Here is a 17,594-nt window from a genome sequence, read left to right on the forward strand (position 1 = left end):
GGTTGGCACGCTTTTGGGGCGCCAACCAAGGTTGGCCTCTGCCAGGGCTGCAGTGCCAACCAAGGTTGGCACCTACCAGAGCATCGCCGGGCCATGCCCGGCGACCACCGCCTCGATCAGGCCGACAACTCCAGCAGCAGCTTGTTCAGGCGCGCCACATAGGCGCCGGGGTCCTTCAGGCTGTCACCGGCGGCCAGTGCGGCCTGGTCGAACAGCACCCGGCCGAGATCATCGAAGCGTGCGCCGTCGGCTTCTGCATCCAGCTTGGCGATCAGCGGATGGCCCGGATTGATCTCCAGCACCGGCTTGCTGTCCGGCACCTTCTGCCCGCTGGCTTCCAGGATCTGGCGCATCTGCAGGCCCAGGTCCTGTTCGCCGATGGCCAGCACCGCCGGCGAATCGGTCAGGCGGTGCGAGACGCGCACGTCGGCCACGTCATCGCCCAGTACCGTCTTCAGGCGCTCGACCAGGCCCTGCTTGTCCTTTGCTGCCGCTTCCTGTGCCTGCTTGTCCGCATCGGTTTCCAGCGCGCCCAGGTCGAGGTCGCCACGGGCGATGTCGACGAAGCCCTTGCCGTCGAAATCGGTCAGGTAGCCCATCAGCCACTCGTCGATGCGGTCGGTCAGCAGCAGCACTTCCACGCCCTTCTTGCGGAACACTTCCAGGTGCGGGCTGTTGCGTACCTGGCTGTAGCTCTCGCCGGTCAGGTAATAGATCTTGTCCTGGCCTTCGCTCATGCGGCCGAGGTAATCGGCCAGCGACACCGTCTGCGCATCGCCGTCGCCGCGGGTGGAGGCGAAGCGCAGCAGCCCGGCCACCTTCTCGCGGTTGTTGTAGTCCTCGGCCGGGCCTTCCTTCAGCACCTGGCCGAATTCCTTCCAGAACGTGGCGTACTGCTCGGGCTTGTCGGTGGCCAGCTTCTCCAGCATGTCCAGCGAACGCTTGGTCAGCGCCGATTTCATCGAATCGATGACCGGGCCGGACTGCAGGATTTCGCGCGAGACGTTCAGCGACAGGTCGTTGGAATCGACCACGCCCTTGATGAAGCGCAGGTACAGCGGCAGGAACTGTTCGGCCTGGTCCATCACGAACACGCGCTGCACGTACAGTTTCAGGCCCTTGGGGGCATCGCGGTGATAGAGGTCGAACGGCGCGCGCCCGGGCACGTACAGTAGCGAGGTGTACTCCAGCTTGCCTTCGACCTTGTTGTGGCTCCACGCCAACGGGTCGCTGTGGTCGTGCGCCACGTGCTTGTAGAACTCGGTGTATTCGGCGTCGCTGATCTCCGTGCGTGGACGGGTCCAGAGTGCGCTGGCGCGGTTGACGGTCTCCCACTCGACGGCGGCGCCTTCTTCGCCTTCCTTCGGCATCTGGATCGGCAGGCCGATGTGGTCCGAGTACTTCTTGAGGATGCTGCGCAGGCGCCAGCCGTCGGCGAAGTCGTGCTCGCCGTCTTTCAGGTGCAGCACGATGCGGGTGCCGCGCTCGGGCTTGTCGACGGTGGCCACCTCGAAATCGCCTTCGCCGCGCGAGGTCCAGCGCACGCCTTCGCCGGCAGGCAGCCCGGCGCGGCGCGAGGTCACTTCCACTTCGTCGGCAACGATGAAGGCGCTGTAGAAGCCGACGCCGAACTGGCCGATCAGCTGCGAATCCTTCTTCTGGTCGCCGGACAGCTGGCGCAGGAAGTCGCCGGTGCCGGACTTGGCGATCGTGCCCAGGTGGGTAATGGCCTCGGCGCGGCTCATGCCGATGCCGTTGTCTTCGATGGTGATGGTGTGGGCGGTGGGATCGAAGCTGACGCGCACGCGCAGCTCGCTGTCGCCTTCCAGCAGGGCCGGCTGGGTCAGGGCCTCGAAGCGCAGCTTGTCGGCGGCGTCGGCGGCATTGGAGACCAGCTCGCGCAGGAAGATCTCCTTGTTGGAGTACAGCGAGTGGATCATCAGCTGCAGCAGCTGCTTGACTTCGGTCTGGAAGCCAAGGGTTTCGGTCTGGGTCGTCTCGGTCATCGATAAGGCTCCGTTTGCAATGCCGCGCCAGCGCGTGCGGCCTCGCCAAGGGGTAGGGGTGATTGTCCCGAAATCAAGGGGTTGGTCGGCCGGGCTGCGCCCGGCACCTGCAGAGGCCGAAGCAACAGCAACAGCAACAGCAACAGCGGGCTATCCGTGGGATGGCGGGGCACTGTGGGTTTGCGGGGACGCCGTAAACCCATCCATGCCGCTCACACCCTGCAAACCCACAGTGCCCCGCCTTCGACAGTTGGCTGGCAGCCAGTAGATCCACGCCATGCGTGGATGAAATCTCTCAGATATCGAAATCCAATCCAGGGTCAGATCCGTTTTCCCACGGAAAACGGATCTGACCCCAAGAGCCCTTCGGCAGATTGCAGGAAACTGTCGAAGGCGGGGTGGGTCAGGTTGTGGGGGTGTCCGCGGCATGGATGCCGCGGCCAAGCCCCCATGGACGGGTTCACGGCGTCCCCCACAACCTGACCCACCGCGCCAACCCCCAGGGAACCAGCTTTTGAAGTTGCTTCGGCCGTTGCTGTGGCTTCTGCGGGTGCCGGGCGCGGCCCGGCCGAACTACAATCCCGCTCATGCTGAAATTCTCGAATGAACCCCGCCGGGGGCGCCTGTGAGCGGCCGAGGTGGCAAAGACGGCCAGGTCCGCATCATCGGTGGTCGCTGGCGCAACACCCGCCTGCCGGTGCCGACCCTGCCGGGGCTGCGACCCAGCAGCGACCGCGTGCGCGAAACCCTGTTCAACTGGCTGATGCCCAAGCTGGGCGCGGCGCGGGTGCTGGACCTTTTCGCCGGCAGTGGCGCGCTGGGCCTGGAGGCGGTCTCGCGCGGCGCTGCTCACGCCACCCTGGTCGAGCGTGATGCTCAGCTGGGGCGCAACCTGACCGCCGCCGTGACCAGGCTGCAGGCCAGCGACCAGATCACCGTGGTGCAGGCCGATGCCCTGCGCTGGCTGCAAGGGGCGCAGGCGCAGCAGGCCGATCTGGTCTTCATCGACCCGCCGTTCGCCGATGGCCTGTGGCAGGACGTGCTGGCCCAGCTGCCGCGGCACCTGGCCGCCGATGCCTGGCTGTACCTGGAATCGCCGGCCGGCCACGTGCCGGTGCTGCCGCCGGACTGGCTGCTGCACCGCGAGGGCGGCACCCGCGAGGTGCGCTTTGCCCTGTACCGCCGCGCCACTGCTACACTTTGACCTCATCTGAACATCTGCACCCGCCCATGACCGTGGCCAACCGCCGCATTGCCGTGTATCCCGGCACATTCGATCCGATCACCAACGGTCATATCGACCTGGTCAGCCGGGCCGCGCCGCTGTTCGAAAAAGTCGTGGTCGGCGTGGCGCAGAGCCCGTCCAAGGGCCCGGCGCTGCCGCTGGAGCAGCGCGTGCAGCTGGCACGCGGCGCCCTGGCCCATCACGGCAATGTCGAGGTCATCGGCTTCGATACCCTGCTGGCGCATTTCGTTCGTTCGGTGCAGGGCGGGGTGCTGCTGCGTGGCCTGCGCGCGGTGTCCGACTTCGAATACGAATTCCAGATGGCCAGCATGAACCGCCACCTGATCCCCGAGGTCGAGACCCTGTTCCTGACCCCGGCCGAGCAGCACAGCTTCATTTCGTCCTCGCTGGTCCGCGAGATCGCCCGCCTGGGTGGCGACGTGTCCGGCTTCGTGCCGGCCGCGGTGCTCGAAGCCCTGCGCAAGGTCCGCGAAGCGAAGGCGGCACAGTCGTAAGCCCCGCTGTACCCGCACCCCATTACGTACACCACCACGCACCATTCCGGGAGGAAACCCATGAACACCACCATGCGCGCGATGCTGATCGCTTCGTTGGCCCTGGCCTTCACCGCCTGCAAGAAGGAAGAGGCCGCTCCGGTCGACGAGGCCAAGCAGGCCTTGGTCGCGCCGTCCAAGGATGACGATGCAGGCTGGAAGAAGTACCTGCAGGAAGTGGCCATCCAGAACATGGGCAACATCAGCAACAGCCCGTTCCTGTACTACCTCTCGCCGGAATCGGACCCGGACTTCCAGGCCAAGTACGAGCGCCAGACCGAGAGCGCGACCCAGGCGGTGGCCCGTGGCGTGCAGCCGGGCAACATGCTGGCCTTCGGTTCGTCGGCCTCGGGCAAGATGGCTGACATGATCCAGACTGTGTTCAAGGACGTGGCGCCGGATTCGATGAAGGGCGTGCGCGTCGTCTTCATCGGCCAGTCGGCCGACAACGCCCGCGTGCAGGCGGCGGTCCAGCCGACCGGCGCCGAGTACATTTTCGTCGAAGCCAAGTAATACCGAGCCATGGCGGCCATGCTCCGGCATGGCCCGGGCGGCAACCCCGCAAGGGTGCCGCTGATGACCTGACCGGCCCGCGCGCCCGCGCTGGCCGGTCCTTTGTCCCAAGGCGCGGGCGAGGAGTATCGCCATGTCGCTGAAAATCAACGAGCTCTGCGTCAACTGCGACGTCTGCGAGCCGGCCTGCCCGAACCAGGCCATTTCGATGGGTGAAACCATCTACGTGATCGACCCTGCGCGCTGTACCGAATGCGTCGGTCATTTCGACGAGCCACAGTGCGTGGTCGTCTGCCCGGTCGAGTGCATCGACCCGGACCCGGAGATCGTGGAAACGGAAGACCAGCTGCTGGCCAAGCTGCGCCAGCTGCAGCACGATCACCCCGAACTCTACGCGGAGCCCCCATCCGAATGAAGACGCTGATCGTTCGCCCCCTGTTGCTGCTCGGCCTGCTGCTGAGCCCGATTGCCTGGGCCGGCAGCCCGGTCCGTGCCGAGCGCCCCGATGGCGCCGCCATTGCCAGCGGCCATGCGCTGGCCACCCAGGCCGGTATCGACATCCTGGCCCAGGGCGGCAACGCCTTCGACGCAGCAGTGGCGGTGTCGTCCACGCTGGCGGTAGTCGAGCCGATCAGTTCAGGTCTGGGCGGTGGCGGCTTCTTCCTGCTGCACGATGCGGCCACCGGAAAGGACGTGATGCTGGACGCGCGCGAGACCGCGCCGGCCGCCGCGACCCCGCAGGCCTTCCTCGACAAGCAGGGCAACCTGGACCGTGACCGCTCGGTCAACGGCGCCTGGTCGGCCGGCATCCCGGGCCTGCCTGCAGCGCTGGTTGAACTGTCGGCCAAGCACGGCAGGCTGCCGTTGTCGGCCTCGCTGCAGCCGGCCATCCGCATCGCGCGCGAAGGCTTCCCGGTGTACGAGCGCATGGCCAAGGGCTATGCCTCGCGCCGTGAAGTGATGGAGCGCTATCCCGGCACGCGTGAGGTCTACCTGCGTAACGGCACGCCGATCGCTACCGGAGACCTGTTCAAGCAGCCGGAACTGGCGCAGACGCTGGAGCGGCTGGCTGCGGGTGGCTTCGATGGCTTCTACAAGGGCCAGACCGGAAAGCTGTTGCTGGCCGGCGTGAAGCAGGCCGGCGGCAACTGGACCGCTCAAGAGCTGGCCGGTTATCGCGTGAAGCAGCGCGAACCGATCGTGTTCAACTACAACGGCTGGAAGATCACCACCGCGCCGCCGCCGTCATCCGGAGGCATCGCGCTGGCCAGCATGCTGCAGATCCTGGAAGGCTGGGACATCGGGAAGATGGACCCGGCGCACCGCACCCACCTGGTGGTGGAATCGATGCGCCGTGCCTACCGCGACCGTACCTTCTTCCTCGGCGATCCGGACTTCGTGCAGATCCCGCAGAAGGTGCTGACCAGCAAGGACTACGCGCAGGGCCTGCGCGCGACCATCCATCCGGAGAAGGCCACGCCCAGCGACCTGCTGTCGGGCAACCCGACGCCACTGGAAGATGACGAGACCACGCACTTCTCGATCATCGACCGTGACGGCAACCGCGTCGGCGCCACCCAGACCGTCAACCTGCTGTACGGCTCGGGCCTGATTCCGAAGGGCACCGGCGTGCTGCTGAACAACGAGATGGACGACTTCGCGCTGAAACCAGGCACGCCCAATGCATTCGGCGTGATGGGCTACGAGGCCAATGCGCCGAAGCCGGGCAAGCGCATGCTCAGCTCGATGACGCCGACCTTCATGGAAAACAGCGACAAGGTGATCGTGCTGGGCACCCCGGGTGGCAGCCGCATCATCACCATGGTGCTGCTGGGCATCCTCGGCTACGACGCCGGCCTGGACGCGCAGCAGGTTGCTGCGCTGCCGCGCTATCACCACCAGTGGCTGCCGGACCTGATCGAAGCTGAGGACGATGCATTCGACGCGGCGACGGTGAAGCAGCTGCAGGCGATGGGCCACAAGATCGACCTGCCGGGCAATGTCGCCGCAGGCGGCCGCGGTTCCAGCCACGTGTGGGGCAACCTGCAGACCGTGGAATGGGACCGCAAGGCGAACCGACTGTTCGGCGGCAGCGACCCGCGCAATCCGGTGGGCAGTGCCCAGGTCGTGCCGGCCCATTGACGTGGGAGTCCCGGCCACTGGCCGGCACTTCGGCGGTTATCGAAACCCCGTCTTCGCCGGCGGGGTTTTCCGTTTACTTTCTAGCGATTATTTAACGGTCCGGCGCCGATAATCGACACATGAAACTCTGGTCTATTCGTGGAAACTCGCAACGCCTTGATGGCGGCGCGATGTTCGGCAACGCGCCGCGCGCGTTGTGGGAAAAATGGGCGGCACCGGACGAGCTCAATCGCATCGAGCTGGCCTGCCGCGCGCTGCTTGCCAGTCCGCTGGAAGGCAAGACCGTGCTGTTTGAAACCGGTATCGGGGCGTTCTTCGATCCGCGCATGCGCGAGCGCTACGGCGTGCAGGAAAGTCAGCACGTACTGATCGATTCGTTGCGCGAAGCCGGCTTCGAGCACGAGGATATCGACGTGGTGGTGCTCAGCCACCTGCATTTCGATCATGCTGGCGGCCTGCTGGCGGCATGGAGCGAAGGGCGTGAACCCGAGCTGCTGTTCCCCAACGCGACCTACGTGGTCGGTGCGCAGCATTGGCAGCGCGCCGTGCAGCCACACCCGCGCGATCGGGCCAGTTTCATTCCTGAGCTGCCCGGCCTGCTGCAGGCCAGTGGCCGCCTGGAAGTGGTGGAGGGGGAGTACTCGAAGGCACTTGGCCGCAGCGTGCGCTTCAGCTACAGCGACGGGCATACGCCGGGGCTGATGCTGGCCGAGATCGTTGGTCATGCGCATGCCGGTGAAGATGCGCACGGTGGCGTGGTGTTCTGTGCCGACCTGATCCCGGGGCGCTCATGGGTACACGTGCCGATCACCATGGGCTACGACCGCAACGCCGAGCTGCTGATCGACGAGAAGCGGCAGTTCCTTGAAGACAAGCTGGCGCGCAACGTGCGGCTGTTCTTCACCCACGACCCGCAGGTGGCGCTGGCGCAGCTGGGCCGTGATGACAAGGGACGTTTCGTGACCCTGCACGAACAGGGCGAGCTGAAGGCGCGCGCCCTGGGTTAATGGCAGAGCCGAGCGTGGGCTCGGCTCTACATCACTCTCGTTACGACGCCTTCAGGCAGCTGCTCATGAAGGTCTTGCGCGCATCGCCCGCCAGCTTCTTCGCACCCGCGTCGGCATTGCACTTGCGCATGCGTTCCTGCTGTGGATTGACCGCCTTGGTTTCGGCGGCGTGGCCGCTGAGGCAGGAACTCTGCGCGGTCTTGTAGGCATCACCCTTCAGCCCCTTGTTCTTGGCCGAACATTCGGCCATGCGCTGCTGCTGCGGGGTGGTGGCGTTGGCAGCGAGGGGCAGGCCAACCAGCAGGACGGCGGCCAGCAGGAAAGCGGCTTTCATCGGAATGCTCCAAGCGGTGGCGGGTGCGCGGAGCATTCGCTTCCGACCGGTAAGGCCACGTGAAGAACCACGCGTCGGCCACGCCTGCGTCCACGGGCGTTCACGTGCCGCGGCGAAGCGCGCCCGCGAGTGGTTGGCGGGTCAGAGCCCTCTCCTGCGGAGAGGGACCCGACCCGTTCACCGGGATTACCCGACGCGGGTTCCGAAGATGCGGTCGCCGGCGTCGCCCAGGCCCGGCAGGATGTAGCCCTTGTCGTTGAGCTGGGCATCAATGGCCGCGGTGTAGATCTCCACGTCCGGATGCACGGCCTTGACTGCTTCGATGCCTTCCGGCGCGGCCACCAGGAAGATGCCCTTGATGCGACGGGCGCCGGCGCGCTTGAGCATGTCGATGGTGGCGATCAGCGTGCCGCCGGTGGCCAGCATCGGGTCGAGGATCAGTGCGTCGCGCTCTTCCAGGCGGCCGGTCAGGCGCTCGAAGTAGGGCACCGGCTGCAGGGTTTCCTCATCGCGCTGCAGGCCCACCACGCTGACACGGGCCGCCGGGATCAGCGACAGCACGCCGCTGAGCATGCCCAGGCCGGCACGCAGGATCGGCACCACGGTGATCTTGGCGCCGGCAATGCGCTGAACCGTCACCGGGCCGGCCCAGCCGGGCAGGGTGTGCGGCTCGGTGTCCAGGTCGGCGGTGGCCTCGTAGGCCAGCAGGGTACCCAGCTCGTTGGCCAGTTCGCGGAAATCCTTGGTGCTGAGCGCGGCATTGCGCATCAGGCCGATCTTGTGCTGCACCAGCGGGTGGCGCACTTCGACGATCTTCATGGTCGGGAAGGGGGAAAGGAGAGAGAGGAGGCCATTTTGCCGGATTGGCGTGTCGAATCCCAAACCGGCCCCGGAGCGGCGTGACCGGAAATGTGCAGGTGCATGTCATGGCCATGCAACCTTGCGGACATATCGTGCAGACCCATTCTTAACAGGAATGGGGATTCCCAGTGCATATCAAGACTCCGTTGGCCGTTGCCATCACCCTGACCCTGGCAATGGGGGCCGCAGCACCGCTGCAGGCGGCCGGGCAGCAGGCGGTAGCCGCCACCGGCGCCGTGGCCGCCGACGCGGTCGACCTGGACCGCATCGAAGTACGCGCCCAGCTCGAGTCGCAGATCCGCGCAGTCGACCTCAAGCGCAGCAGCGACGCCATCGAGGATGCAGTGTCCTCCGACGCACTGGGCCAGTACCCGGACAAGAACGTGGCCGAGTCGCTGCAGCGCCTGCCGGGCATCAGCGTGACCCGCGACCAGGGCGAGGGCCGCTTCGTGGTCATCCGCGGCCTGGATGCCAATCTCAACAGCGTCAGCGTGGATGGCATCGCCGTCGGCACGCCGGAAGATTCCAGCCGCGCCGCGCCGCTGGACGTTATCCCGTCCGACTCCACCGAACGCCTGCGCGTGGTCAAGTCGCCGACCCCGGACATGCCCGGTGATGCCATCGGCGGCGCCGTACTGGTGGAATCAGCCTCGGCTTTCGACCGCGACGGTCGCAGCCTGCGTGGCAAGATCGAAGGCAGCCACCAGCAGTTGTCCGGCGAGACCAGCCCCAAGGCCGCCTTCAACTACAGCGAAGTGTTCAACGACACCTTCGGCGTGGCCCTGGGCGTGAACTACCAGAAGCGGAAGTTCGAGTCGGACAACACCGAAGTGGAGTACGACGGCGAGGATGACGCCGCACCTGGCGACGTCACCGCGATCAACCTGCAGCACCGCAAGTACGAGATCGAGCGCAAGCGCATCGGCGCCAACCTCAACCTCGACTGGCGGCCGAACGAAAACAGCAAGTACTACCTGCGCACGCTGTACAGTCAGTTCGATGATGCGGAGACCCGTCAGCGCGTGATCTTCAACTTCGATGACGCGAAGATGGTCAAGACCGGCACCGACCAGTACCGCCTGGACGGCATGCCGAAGGATTCCATCGACAAGCGCATGCGCTATCGCACCAAGAAGGAAAACACTTTCGCGGCGAGCCTGGGCGGCGAGAACAAGTTGACCAATGCCGTGGTCGATTACCGGATCGGCTACACCCGTACCGAAGAGCGGGTAAATGACGAGATGGAGGCGCGCTTCAAGCTCAACGGAAAGGCCTTCAACGGCACGCTGGACCAGCGCAGCCGCCTGCCCAGCTACAGCTTCGACAATCCGCAGTGGCTGGACAATGCCAACTACGCGTTCGATCGTTTCGTGATCTCGCCGAAGCAGGTGAATGACAAGGAACACAGCGCGCAGGTCAACGTGCGCTTCGACGGCGACAGCAGCAGCATCAAGTTCGGCCTGCTGGGCCGCTGGCGCGACCGCGACGTGAATGTGGACGAGCGCGAACTGCGTGTCGGCCCGAAGGTGGCGCTGTCGAGCTGGACCACCACCTCGCCGGAACACCGCCACGGCGATATCGGTGACGGCATGGATTCGCCCGCGATGCGTGCCTATTGGGCTGCCAACGGCGGCCAGTACAGCGCCCGCCCGCAGGACGCCGGTGGCAATGCGATGACGTCGCTGGAAGAGGATTACGTGGCAAGCGAGGACATCTTCGCCAGCTATGCCATGGGTACCTGGGACGTGGGCGCACTGCGCATCATCGGCGGTGTTCGCGTGGAAAACACGCAGTTCAAGGCGATTGGCAACCAGGTGGACGTCGCTGCCAACGGCCGCAGCTTCACCGTTGCCCCGCGCGTGGCCAACAGCAGCTACACCAACGTGCTGCCGGGCCTGCACCTGCGCTATGACGCTGCAGACGACTGGGTGCTGCGTGCCTCGGCCAACAAGACCGTATCGCGCCCCTCGTTCGGTGACATTTCACCGCGCGTGGGCTACAGCCGCGGTGACGAGGAAGTGCGCCTGGGCAATCCGGAACTGGACCCGTACGAGTCGAAGAACATCGACCTGTCGGTGGAGAAGTACATCGGAAGCACCGGCATCGTCTCGCTGGGCCTGTTCCACAAGTCCATCGACGGCTACATCGTGGAGACCGTGCGCACCAACGACCCGGCTTACGGCGGCTTCGACGTGACCCAGCCGATCAACGGCCGCAAGGCCACCGTGCGTGGTGCCGAATTCAACTGGCAGCAGCAGCTGGCCTTCCTGCCTTCCGGGCTGGATGGACTGCTGGTCGGTGCCAGTGGCACCTGGCTGGATACCAAATTCGATGCCGGCATCAAGGACCGTGCAGGGGAGGATTTCACGCTGCCGCGCGCCTCCAAGCATGTCTACAGCGCACACATCGGCTATGAAAAATACGGTGTGAGCACGCGCCTGGCGGCCGTATACCGCAGCGAGTACCTGGACAGCATCGGCAAGGGCCGCGCGTTCGACATCTATGTTGCACCCAACACCCAGCTCGATTTCTCGCTGGATTACAAGTTCACCCCGCGGGTGAGCATGTACTTCGAGGCGCAGAACCTGCTGGACAAGCCGCTGGAGCTGTACCAGGGCACGCGTTCGCGCACCCTGCAGATGGAAGAATATGGCCGCACCTATGCGCTGGGCCTGAAGGTGGCACTGTGATGGCGCGTGGCATCACTGCCCTGGCCGCCGCGCTGGCCGTTGCACTGGCCGCCGGCTGCACACCGTCCGCCGGCAACGATCCTGCCATGGCCGCGACGCCAGCGAAGGCCAGCGGCGAGCGCACGGTGACCACCATCGCCGAGGCGTTCCTTTCGCCGATGACCCCGGCTGACAACATCGATTCGCCGGCGGCCTGGCGCGCTCCGGATGGCATGCTGTGGTTGATCGCCACGGCCAAGGCGACCGACAAGCTGGTGGTCTACGACGGCAGCACCGGGCAGCACCTGCGTGACGTCGGCAGCAGCGGCACCGCACCGGGGCAGTTCGACCGCCCAAACGGTATCGCGGTGATCGACGACCTGCTGTGGATCGTGGAGCGCGACAATCACCGTGTGCAGGTGCTGAGACTGCCGGACTTCACGCCGCTGGCGACGTTCGCTGCCGACGACCTGCGCAAGCCGTACGGGCTGTGGGTCGACCGCCGTGCCGATGGCTACAGCGTCTACGTCACCGACTCCTGGGACAACGGCGAGGATGCGCAGGGGCGTGACATCCTGCCGCCGCTGGCCGAGCTGGACAAGCGCGTGCGCCAGTACCACGTGTCCCGCAATGGCGCGAAGGTCGACGCGAAGCTTGTCGCCAGCATCGGTGACACCACCGAGGCCGGTGCGCTGCGCGTGGTCGAGTCGATCTGGGGCGATCCCGAGAACGACCGCCTGCTGATCGCCGAAGAGGACGAGAGCTACGCCAGCGAGTTCAAGGTCTACACCCTGGCGGGCCGCTTTACCGGCACCACCTTCGGCCGCGACGTGTTCAAGGCACAGGCCGAAGGCGTGACCCTGCGCACCTGTGGCAAGGACGGCTGGTGGATCACCACCGAACAGGGCAAGCAGCGCAGCGTGTTCCACCTGTTCGACCGGCACACGCTGAAACCGGTCGGCGCGTTCCAGGGCAATACCGTGGCCAACACCGATGGCATCTGGATGATGCAGCAACCCAGCGCGCGCTTCCCGCATGGTGCGCTGTACGCCGTGCACGACGACCAGGGCGTGGTGGCCTTCGACTGGGAGAGCATCGCCAAGCAGCTGGCGCTACCGCTGGAGTGTGGTGCATGAGCCGGCACTGCGTGATGCCTACGTTGGCACTGGGCCTGCTGCTGGCCCTCCCGTCGCTGTCGTTCGCAGCAGCCGAAGCCAATACCCAGGTGCCGGCGGGCAGCCGCCACTACGCGGCGACGACGGTACCGGACCGCATCGTCGCCTCCCCGTCGGCCGATCCCAGCCATGGGTTCGCCGTGGCCTGGCGTACCGACGGCAGCGTGCAGACACCGCTGCTGGAGATTGCCCCCGCCTCGGATTCGCCCGCCATCGAGGGCATCCGCCAGGTGCGCGCAACGACCCGTTCGCTACAGGCCGAGAACGGTCTGTCGCATCATCATCGCGCCGACATCAGCGGCCTGCAGCCGGATACCCAGTACGTCTACCGCGTGCAGGGCAACGGCAGCTGGAGCGCCTGGAACCAGTTGCGCACACTGGCCGCGGCCGACCAGCCGCTGACCCTGCTGTACTTCGGTGATACCCAGAACAAGAACGTCAGCCATGTCAGCCGGGTAGTGCGCGCCGCACAGAAGGCCGCACCGCAGGCGCGCGTGAGCCTGTTTGCCGGCGACCTGGTCAGCGGCGGCGACAACATGGATGACAGCGAGTGGGGCGAGTGGTTTGCTGCGACCAGCTGGCTGGCGCAGGAAACCCTGGTGGCCCCGGCCATCGGCAACCACGAGTATTTCGAGGAGTTCGAGGACACCCCGCAGGAACGCCGCGTGCTGGGCAGGCACTGGCCGCTGACGTTCGCACTGCCGGGAAATGGTGCCACCGCTGCACAGCAGACCAGCTATTGGTTCGACGCGCAGAGCGTGCGCGTGGCCGTGGTCGATGGCACGTCAGCACTCGACTTGGGCACCGCCACGGCACAGGCACAATGGCTGGACAAGGTGCTGACCGGAAATCCCCAGCCGTGGACCATCGTGCTGCTGCACCAGCCGTTCTATTCGCCGCGCGAAGGCCGCGAGAACGCCGCATTGCGTGACGTGCTGCTGCCGGTGGTGCGCCGCCATAATGTTGACCTGGTGTTGCAGGGCCACGATCACACCTACGGCCGCCGTGGCGAAGGGCAGGCCGCAACCCCGCAGTACGTGGTGACCGTGGCCGGGCCCAAGCAGTACCGTCTCTCCGACGAGGCACGAAAGACGATGGATCCGGTGGCCGAGGACACCCAGCTGTTCCAGGTGTTGAACATCGATCCGCAGCGCCTGCGCTATGAGGCGCGTACCGTGACCGGTCGTCTCTACGATGCCTTCGAGTTGCGCCGCGATGCCAAGGGGGGCAAGCAGCGCACGGAGCTGACCGAAGGCCGCATTACGCCACGCGACTGCCCGCGCGCACAGACCGCCAAGGGTCGTACCGACCGCTGCTGGGAATGAGGAGATGCCGATGACCACACACCGCCGTATCGTTCCTCTCGCTGCCATCGGTGCGGCACTGCTGTTGCTGGCCAGTGCAGTGACCGCTGCCGATACCGTGCTGCACCCGTTCCTGGCCGACCAGCCGAAGCAGGCCCCGGATGAAGTTCACCTGGCGGTGGAGATTCCTGCCGGCAGCTTCACCAAGTACGAGATCAAGGAAGACGGCCTGGTGCATGTGGATCGCTTCCAGTCGATGCCGGTCGCCTATCCGGCCAACTACGGTTCGATGCCGCGCACGCTGGCTGGCGACAACGATCCGCTGGACGCGCTGGTGCTGACCCGTGAACCCCTGCATCCGGGCGTGATCGTGCGCTTCCGGCCGATCGGTTACCTGAAGATGATCGATGGCGGCGAGCACGACGAAAAGATCATCGGCGTACCGACCGACAAGGTCGACCCGACCTACGCCACGATCCGCGATCTGAAGGATCTGCCGGAGGTCGAGCGCCAGCGCATCGAGGCCTTCTTCCGGGTCTACAAGGACCTGCCGGCCGGGCGCAACCCGGTGCAGCTCAACGGTTGGGGCAACGCCGCCGAGGCGAGGGCACTGATCAGCGAAGCGATGAAGCGCTTCGAAAAGTAGATCCACGCCATGCGTGGATTCAGTCCAGCAACGTCTCGATGAACGATTCGGCCTGCAGGCGGTCGCCCAGTACCCGGGCCACCGCCTGTACTGCTGCCTCCTGGTGTTCAGGGCGGATGCCGCCATCATCATCGTCGTTGTAGAGGTCATCGCCGGCATCGAGGTATACCGTGCCCGCTGCAGCCAGAGCCGCCATCAGGGTCGGCACATCGGCGGTGATCTCGCCGGCATCCAGCAGGCCGGCACCGTGATGGCTGAACAGTACACGGCCATCGTCCAGGTCGAGGATGAACGGGTCGGCGCTGCGATCGGCAATCACCAGCCAGTTCGATGGCCAGTCGTTGATCCGTTCGCCGCTGACGCCGTGCCATCGATAGCCGGCCTGCTGGCTCCACAGGCGTTGCAGTGGCGGTATCCAGACATCAAGGCCGGGAACGGTGATGCCGGCGCGGCCAACCCTGGCATTGATCTCTTCGCCCAGCGGCCCCACCTGCGCGTAAAAACGTGCCAGTACGGGGGGCAGCGGGAACGGGCCCTGCCAGTCACGCTCGTGCTGGGCATGCAGCAGCCCGAAGCGGGCGAATGAGGCGTGCAGATCTTCCATGTCAGAGTCCAACGGGTAGCGGCCGTGCAGCCTAGCAGACAGCGTCTGCGCGCATCGCCTTCACCACCGCTGGCTATCATGTGCGCCTTCCACAACGAAGGCAGTGCCTGTGTCGGTAGCGTTGGTATGGTTCCGCCGTGATCTGCGGCTGCAGGACAATCCGGCCCTGCAGGCCGCGCTGGACGCAGGTCACGATGTGGTGCCGGTCTACATCCACGCGCCGCACGAGGAAGGCGAATGGGTGCCCGGTGCGGCCTCCGATGCCTGGCGCCACCGTTCACTGGCCGCGCTGGATGCGGACCTGCGCGCGCGGGGTTCCTCGCTGGTGCTGCGCAGCGGCGATAGCCTGCCGGCCCTGCAGTTGCTGATCGAGCAGGCGGGCGCCGAGGCGGTGTACTGGAACCGCAAGTACGAACCGGCCACCCAGCCCCGCGACGCGGCCATCAAGCGCACGCTGCGCGAGCAGGGCATCGACGCGCAGAGCTGCAATGGCAGCCTGTTGTTCGAACCCTGGGACATTGCCACCCAGCAGGGCCAGCCGTACAAGGTATTTACGCCGTACTGGCGCAATGTACTCAGTCATTGGCGCCTGCCGGCACTGCAGGCTGCACCGGAAGCACTGGCGCCGCACGCGGTCGACAGCCTGGCATTGGATGATCTCCAGCTGGCACCGACGCTGGACTGGGATACCGGCTTCTGGGAGCACTGGCAGCCGGGTGAAGCCGGTGCGCTGGAAGCACTGTCCGTCTTTGAAGACGGTGCCCTTCGCGGGTATCGCGAGCAGCGTGACCTGCCGGACCGTGTCGGGACCTCGCGGTTGTCGCCCCATCTGCACTTCGGCGAGATCGCGCCGTGGCGCATCGCGCAAGCCCTTGAAGGGCTGCGCAGTGCGGCCACCGATGCCGACATCGACGGCTACCTGCGCCAGCTGGGCTGGCGTGACTTCGCCTACCACCTGCTGCATCACTTCCCGAAGACGCCGACCGACAACCTCAACCCGCGCTTCGACCGTTTCCCGTGGGCCACTCCGAGTGGCACGCAGCTGCACGACTGGCAGCGCGGCAATACCGGCGTGCCGATCGTCGATGCCGGCCTGCGCGAGCTGTGGCACACCGGCTACATGCACAACCGGGTGCGGATGATCGTGGCCAGCTACCTGTGCAAGCACCTGCGCGCGCACTGGCTGCATGGCGCGCGCTGGTTCTGGGACACCCTGGTCGACGCCGACCTGGCCAATAACACCATGGGCTGGCAATGGGTGGCCGGGACTGGCGCCGATGCCGCTCCGTACTTCCGGGTGTTCAACCCCGTGACTCAGGCCGAGAAATTCGATCCGCAGGCACGGTACGTCAGCCGCTGGGTGCCCGAACTGGCCGCGCTGCCGGTGAAGGCCCGGTTTGCGCCGTGGCAGCATCCGCTGCTGCTGGCGGCGCATGCCCCGGGCTATCCGCGTACGCCGCTGGTGGACCTGGCCGCGGGCCGCGACGCCGCATTGGCGGCATACCGCCAGTCGGGGGCGGGGTAAAGGGTGACCCGAGCGATCCGGTCAGTTAGCTGAACGCGGCCCTGTCGGCGCACCGGATCATCATCCCGACGTCGCATCGGGCTGTTTATTCTCTCTGCGCCCGCAAGCCGCCGGCCCGTCCGGAAACCAAGGAGAACCTCATGATCCGCAACACCACCCGCAACGTCGCACTGGCCCTGATGAGTGCGGCCGTCCTGTCGGCCTGCGCCACCGGCGGCTCCTACGTGCAGAGTGACCAGTACGGCAATCCGACCGAGCAGCAGAACCGCACCGGTCGTAACGCGCTGATCGGTACCGCCATCGGCGTGGCTGCCGGCCTGTTGACCGGCGACAGCGCCACCGAGCGCCGTCAGCACGCATTGATCGGTGCCGGTATCGGTGCGCTCAGCGGCGCCGCGGTCGGCCAGTACCAGGATCGCCAGGAACGCGCGCTGCGCGAGCGCACCGCCAACACCGGCATCGATGTGCAGCGCCAGGGCGACAACATCATGCTGAACCTGCCGGACGGCATCACCTTCGACTTCGGCAAGGCCACCCTGAAGCCGCAGTTCTACGGCTCGCTCAACGGCGTCGCCGGTACGCTGCGTGAGTACAACCAGACCATGATCGAAGTGGTCGGCCACACCGACAGCATCGGCAGCGACGCTGTGAACAACCGACTGTCGAAGGAACGCGCCGACTCGGTCGCCCAGTACCTGATCGGCCAGGGCGTGCAGAGCGTACGTATCGAAACCCTGGGCGCCGGCAAGGCGTATCCGATTGCCGACAACAGCACCGACGCCGGCCGTGCCAAGAACCGCCGTGTCGAGATTCGGGTGATTCCGCTCAAGCAGTAACGCGTAGCGTTATTGCTTGAGCCGGTCCGGCCATCGGCCGGAACGAAAATGCCGCCCTTGCAGGCGGCATTTTTGTGGGTGGCGAGCGTTGCTCGGCACGCCGATGGCGTATGCGGAGTCGAGCCGTGCTCGACTCACCAGAAGCAGTCGAGCGTGGCTCGACTCTACAGAAACCGGCATCGCGCGCCCGGGT

At 66.0% G+C, this 17,594-nt stretch carries 16 protein-coding genes; 12 read left to right on the plus strand and 4 right to left on the minus strand.

What is annotated here, in order from left to right:
- Positions 1-116: 116 nt before the first annotated feature.
- Positions 117-2,006 carry a molecular chaperone HtpG gene (htpG, locus tag AC5P8C_RS11865; RefSeq protein WP_495218788.1) on the minus strand — a complete coding sequence of 630 codons (1,890 nt, stop codon included), beginning with the start codon at positions 2,004-2,006 and terminating at the stop codon, positions 117-119.
- A 625-nt stretch (positions 2,007-2,631) separates the two neighbouring features.
- Here htpG and rsmD point away from each other — a divergent pair.
- The 6 genes from rsmD to AC5P8C_RS11895 all read left to right on the plus strand — a co-directional run bounded on the left by rsmD (position 2,632) and on the right by AC5P8C_RS11895 (position 7,447).
- Complete coding sequence (gene rsmD, locus AC5P8C_RS11870; protein WP_495218790.1) at positions 2,632-3,210, plus strand: 16S rRNA (guanine(966)-N(2))-methyltransferase RsmD; 579 nt, start codon at positions 2,632-2,634, stop codon at positions 3,208-3,210.
- A gap of 26 nt (positions 3,211-3,236) precedes the next feature.
- Positions 3,237-3,746, plus strand: a complete 510-nt coding sequence (coaD, locus tag AC5P8C_RS11875; RefSeq protein ID WP_005416145.1) for a pantetheine-phosphate adenylyltransferase — start codon at positions 3,237-3,239, stop codon at positions 3,744-3,746.
- Between the two features lie 60 nt (positions 3,747-3,806).
- Positions 3,807-4,298: a hypothetical protein gene (locus tag AC5P8C_RS11880; protein WP_495218791.1), complete on the plus strand. Its 492-nt coding sequence runs from the start codon at positions 3,807-3,809 to the stop codon at positions 4,296-4,298.
- Between the two features lie 133 nt (positions 4,299-4,431).
- Positions 4,432-4,713, plus strand: coding sequence for a YfhL family 4Fe-4S dicluster ferredoxin (locus tag AC5P8C_RS11885; protein WP_010484376.1), 282 nt, complete (start codon positions 4,432-4,434; stop codon positions 4,711-4,713).
- Positions 4,710-6,440 carry a gamma-glutamyltransferase gene (ggt, locus tag AC5P8C_RS11890; protein WP_495218792.1) on the plus strand — a complete coding sequence of 577 codons (1,731 nt, stop codon included), beginning with the start codon at positions 4,710-4,712 and terminating at the stop codon, positions 6,438-6,440. The genes AC5P8C_RS11885 and ggt overlap by 4 nt, the downstream gene beginning before the upstream one ends.
- Before the next feature lie 119 nt (positions 6,441-6,559).
- A complete protein-coding gene (locus tag AC5P8C_RS11895) occupies positions 6,560-7,447 on the plus strand; it encodes an MBL fold metallo-hydrolase (protein ID WP_019661213.1) in 888 nt (295 codons plus the stop codon).
- A gap of 40 nt (positions 7,448-7,487) precedes the next feature.
- On the opposite strand, the gene AC5P8C_RS11900 is transcribed toward AC5P8C_RS11895, so the two are convergent.
- On the minus strand, positions 7,488-7,781 hold the full coding sequence (locus AC5P8C_RS11900) for a PsiF family protein (protein WP_019661214.1): 294 nt from the start codon (positions 7,779-7,781) through the stop codon (positions 7,488-7,490).
- A 186-nt stretch (positions 7,782-7,967) separates the two neighbouring features.
- A complete protein-coding gene (gene upp, locus AC5P8C_RS11905) occupies positions 7,968-8,600 on the minus strand; it encodes a uracil phosphoribosyltransferase (RefSeq protein WP_005409099.1) in 633 nt (210 codons plus the stop codon).
- Positions 8,601-8,818: 218 nt separating this feature from the next.
- Between upp and AC5P8C_RS11910 the strand changes: the two genes are divergently transcribed.
- Genes AC5P8C_RS11910 through AC5P8C_RS11925 form a run of 4 tightly spaced genes read left to right on the plus strand, consistent with a single transcriptional unit; the run spans position 8,819 to position 14,436 of the window.
- A complete protein-coding gene (locus AC5P8C_RS11910) occupies positions 8,819-11,332 on the plus strand; it encodes a TonB-dependent receptor (protein ID WP_495218923.1) in 2,514 nt (837 codons plus the stop codon).
- A complete protein-coding gene (locus AC5P8C_RS11915) occupies positions 11,332-12,447 on the plus strand; it encodes an NHL repeat-containing protein (protein ID WP_233652986.1) in 1,116 nt (371 codons plus the stop codon). Before AC5P8C_RS11910 ends, AC5P8C_RS11915 begins: the two co-directional genes overlap by 1 nt.
- A 14-nt stretch (positions 12,448-12,461) precedes the next feature.
- Positions 12,462-13,811 carry a purple acid phosphatase family protein gene (locus AC5P8C_RS11920; RefSeq protein WP_233654136.1) on the plus strand — a complete coding sequence of 450 codons (1,350 nt, stop codon included), beginning with the start codon at positions 12,462-12,464 and terminating at the stop codon, positions 13,809-13,811.
- A gap of 10 nt (positions 13,812-13,821) precedes the next feature.
- Positions 13,822-14,436, plus strand: coding sequence for an inorganic diphosphatase (locus AC5P8C_RS11925; protein ID WP_021203979.1), 615 nt, complete (start codon positions 13,822-13,824; stop codon positions 14,434-14,436).
- A gap of 19 nt (positions 14,437-14,455) precedes the next feature.
- Here the strand turns inward: AC5P8C_RS11925 and AC5P8C_RS11930 are convergent, their stop codons facing one another.
- Complete coding sequence (locus tag AC5P8C_RS11930) at positions 14,456-15,040, minus strand: hypothetical protein (RefSeq protein WP_134730638.1); 585 nt, start codon at positions 15,038-15,040, stop codon at positions 14,456-14,458.
- A 109-nt stretch (positions 15,041-15,149) separates the two neighbouring features.
- On the opposite strand from AC5P8C_RS11930, the gene AC5P8C_RS11935 reads away from it, so the two are divergent.
- Both AC5P8C_RS11935 and AC5P8C_RS11940 read left to right on the plus strand, forming a co-directional pair.
- Positions 15,150-16,565 carry a cryptochrome/photolyase family protein gene (locus AC5P8C_RS11935; protein WP_495218793.1) on the plus strand — a complete coding sequence of 472 codons (1,416 nt, stop codon included), beginning with the start codon at positions 15,150-15,152 and terminating at the stop codon, positions 16,563-16,565.
- Between the two features lie 140 nt (positions 16,566-16,705).
- Positions 16,706-17,401 carry a YiaD family glycine zipper/OmpA-like lipoprotein gene (locus AC5P8C_RS11940; protein WP_005416156.1) on the plus strand — a complete coding sequence of 232 codons (696 nt, stop codon included), beginning with the start codon at positions 16,706-16,708 and terminating at the stop codon, positions 17,399-17,401.
- The last annotated feature ends 193 nt before the right edge of the window (positions 17,402-17,594 follow it).

It is taken from the genome of Stenotrophomonas sp. YJH_SMC_46 (assembly GCF_059370315.1).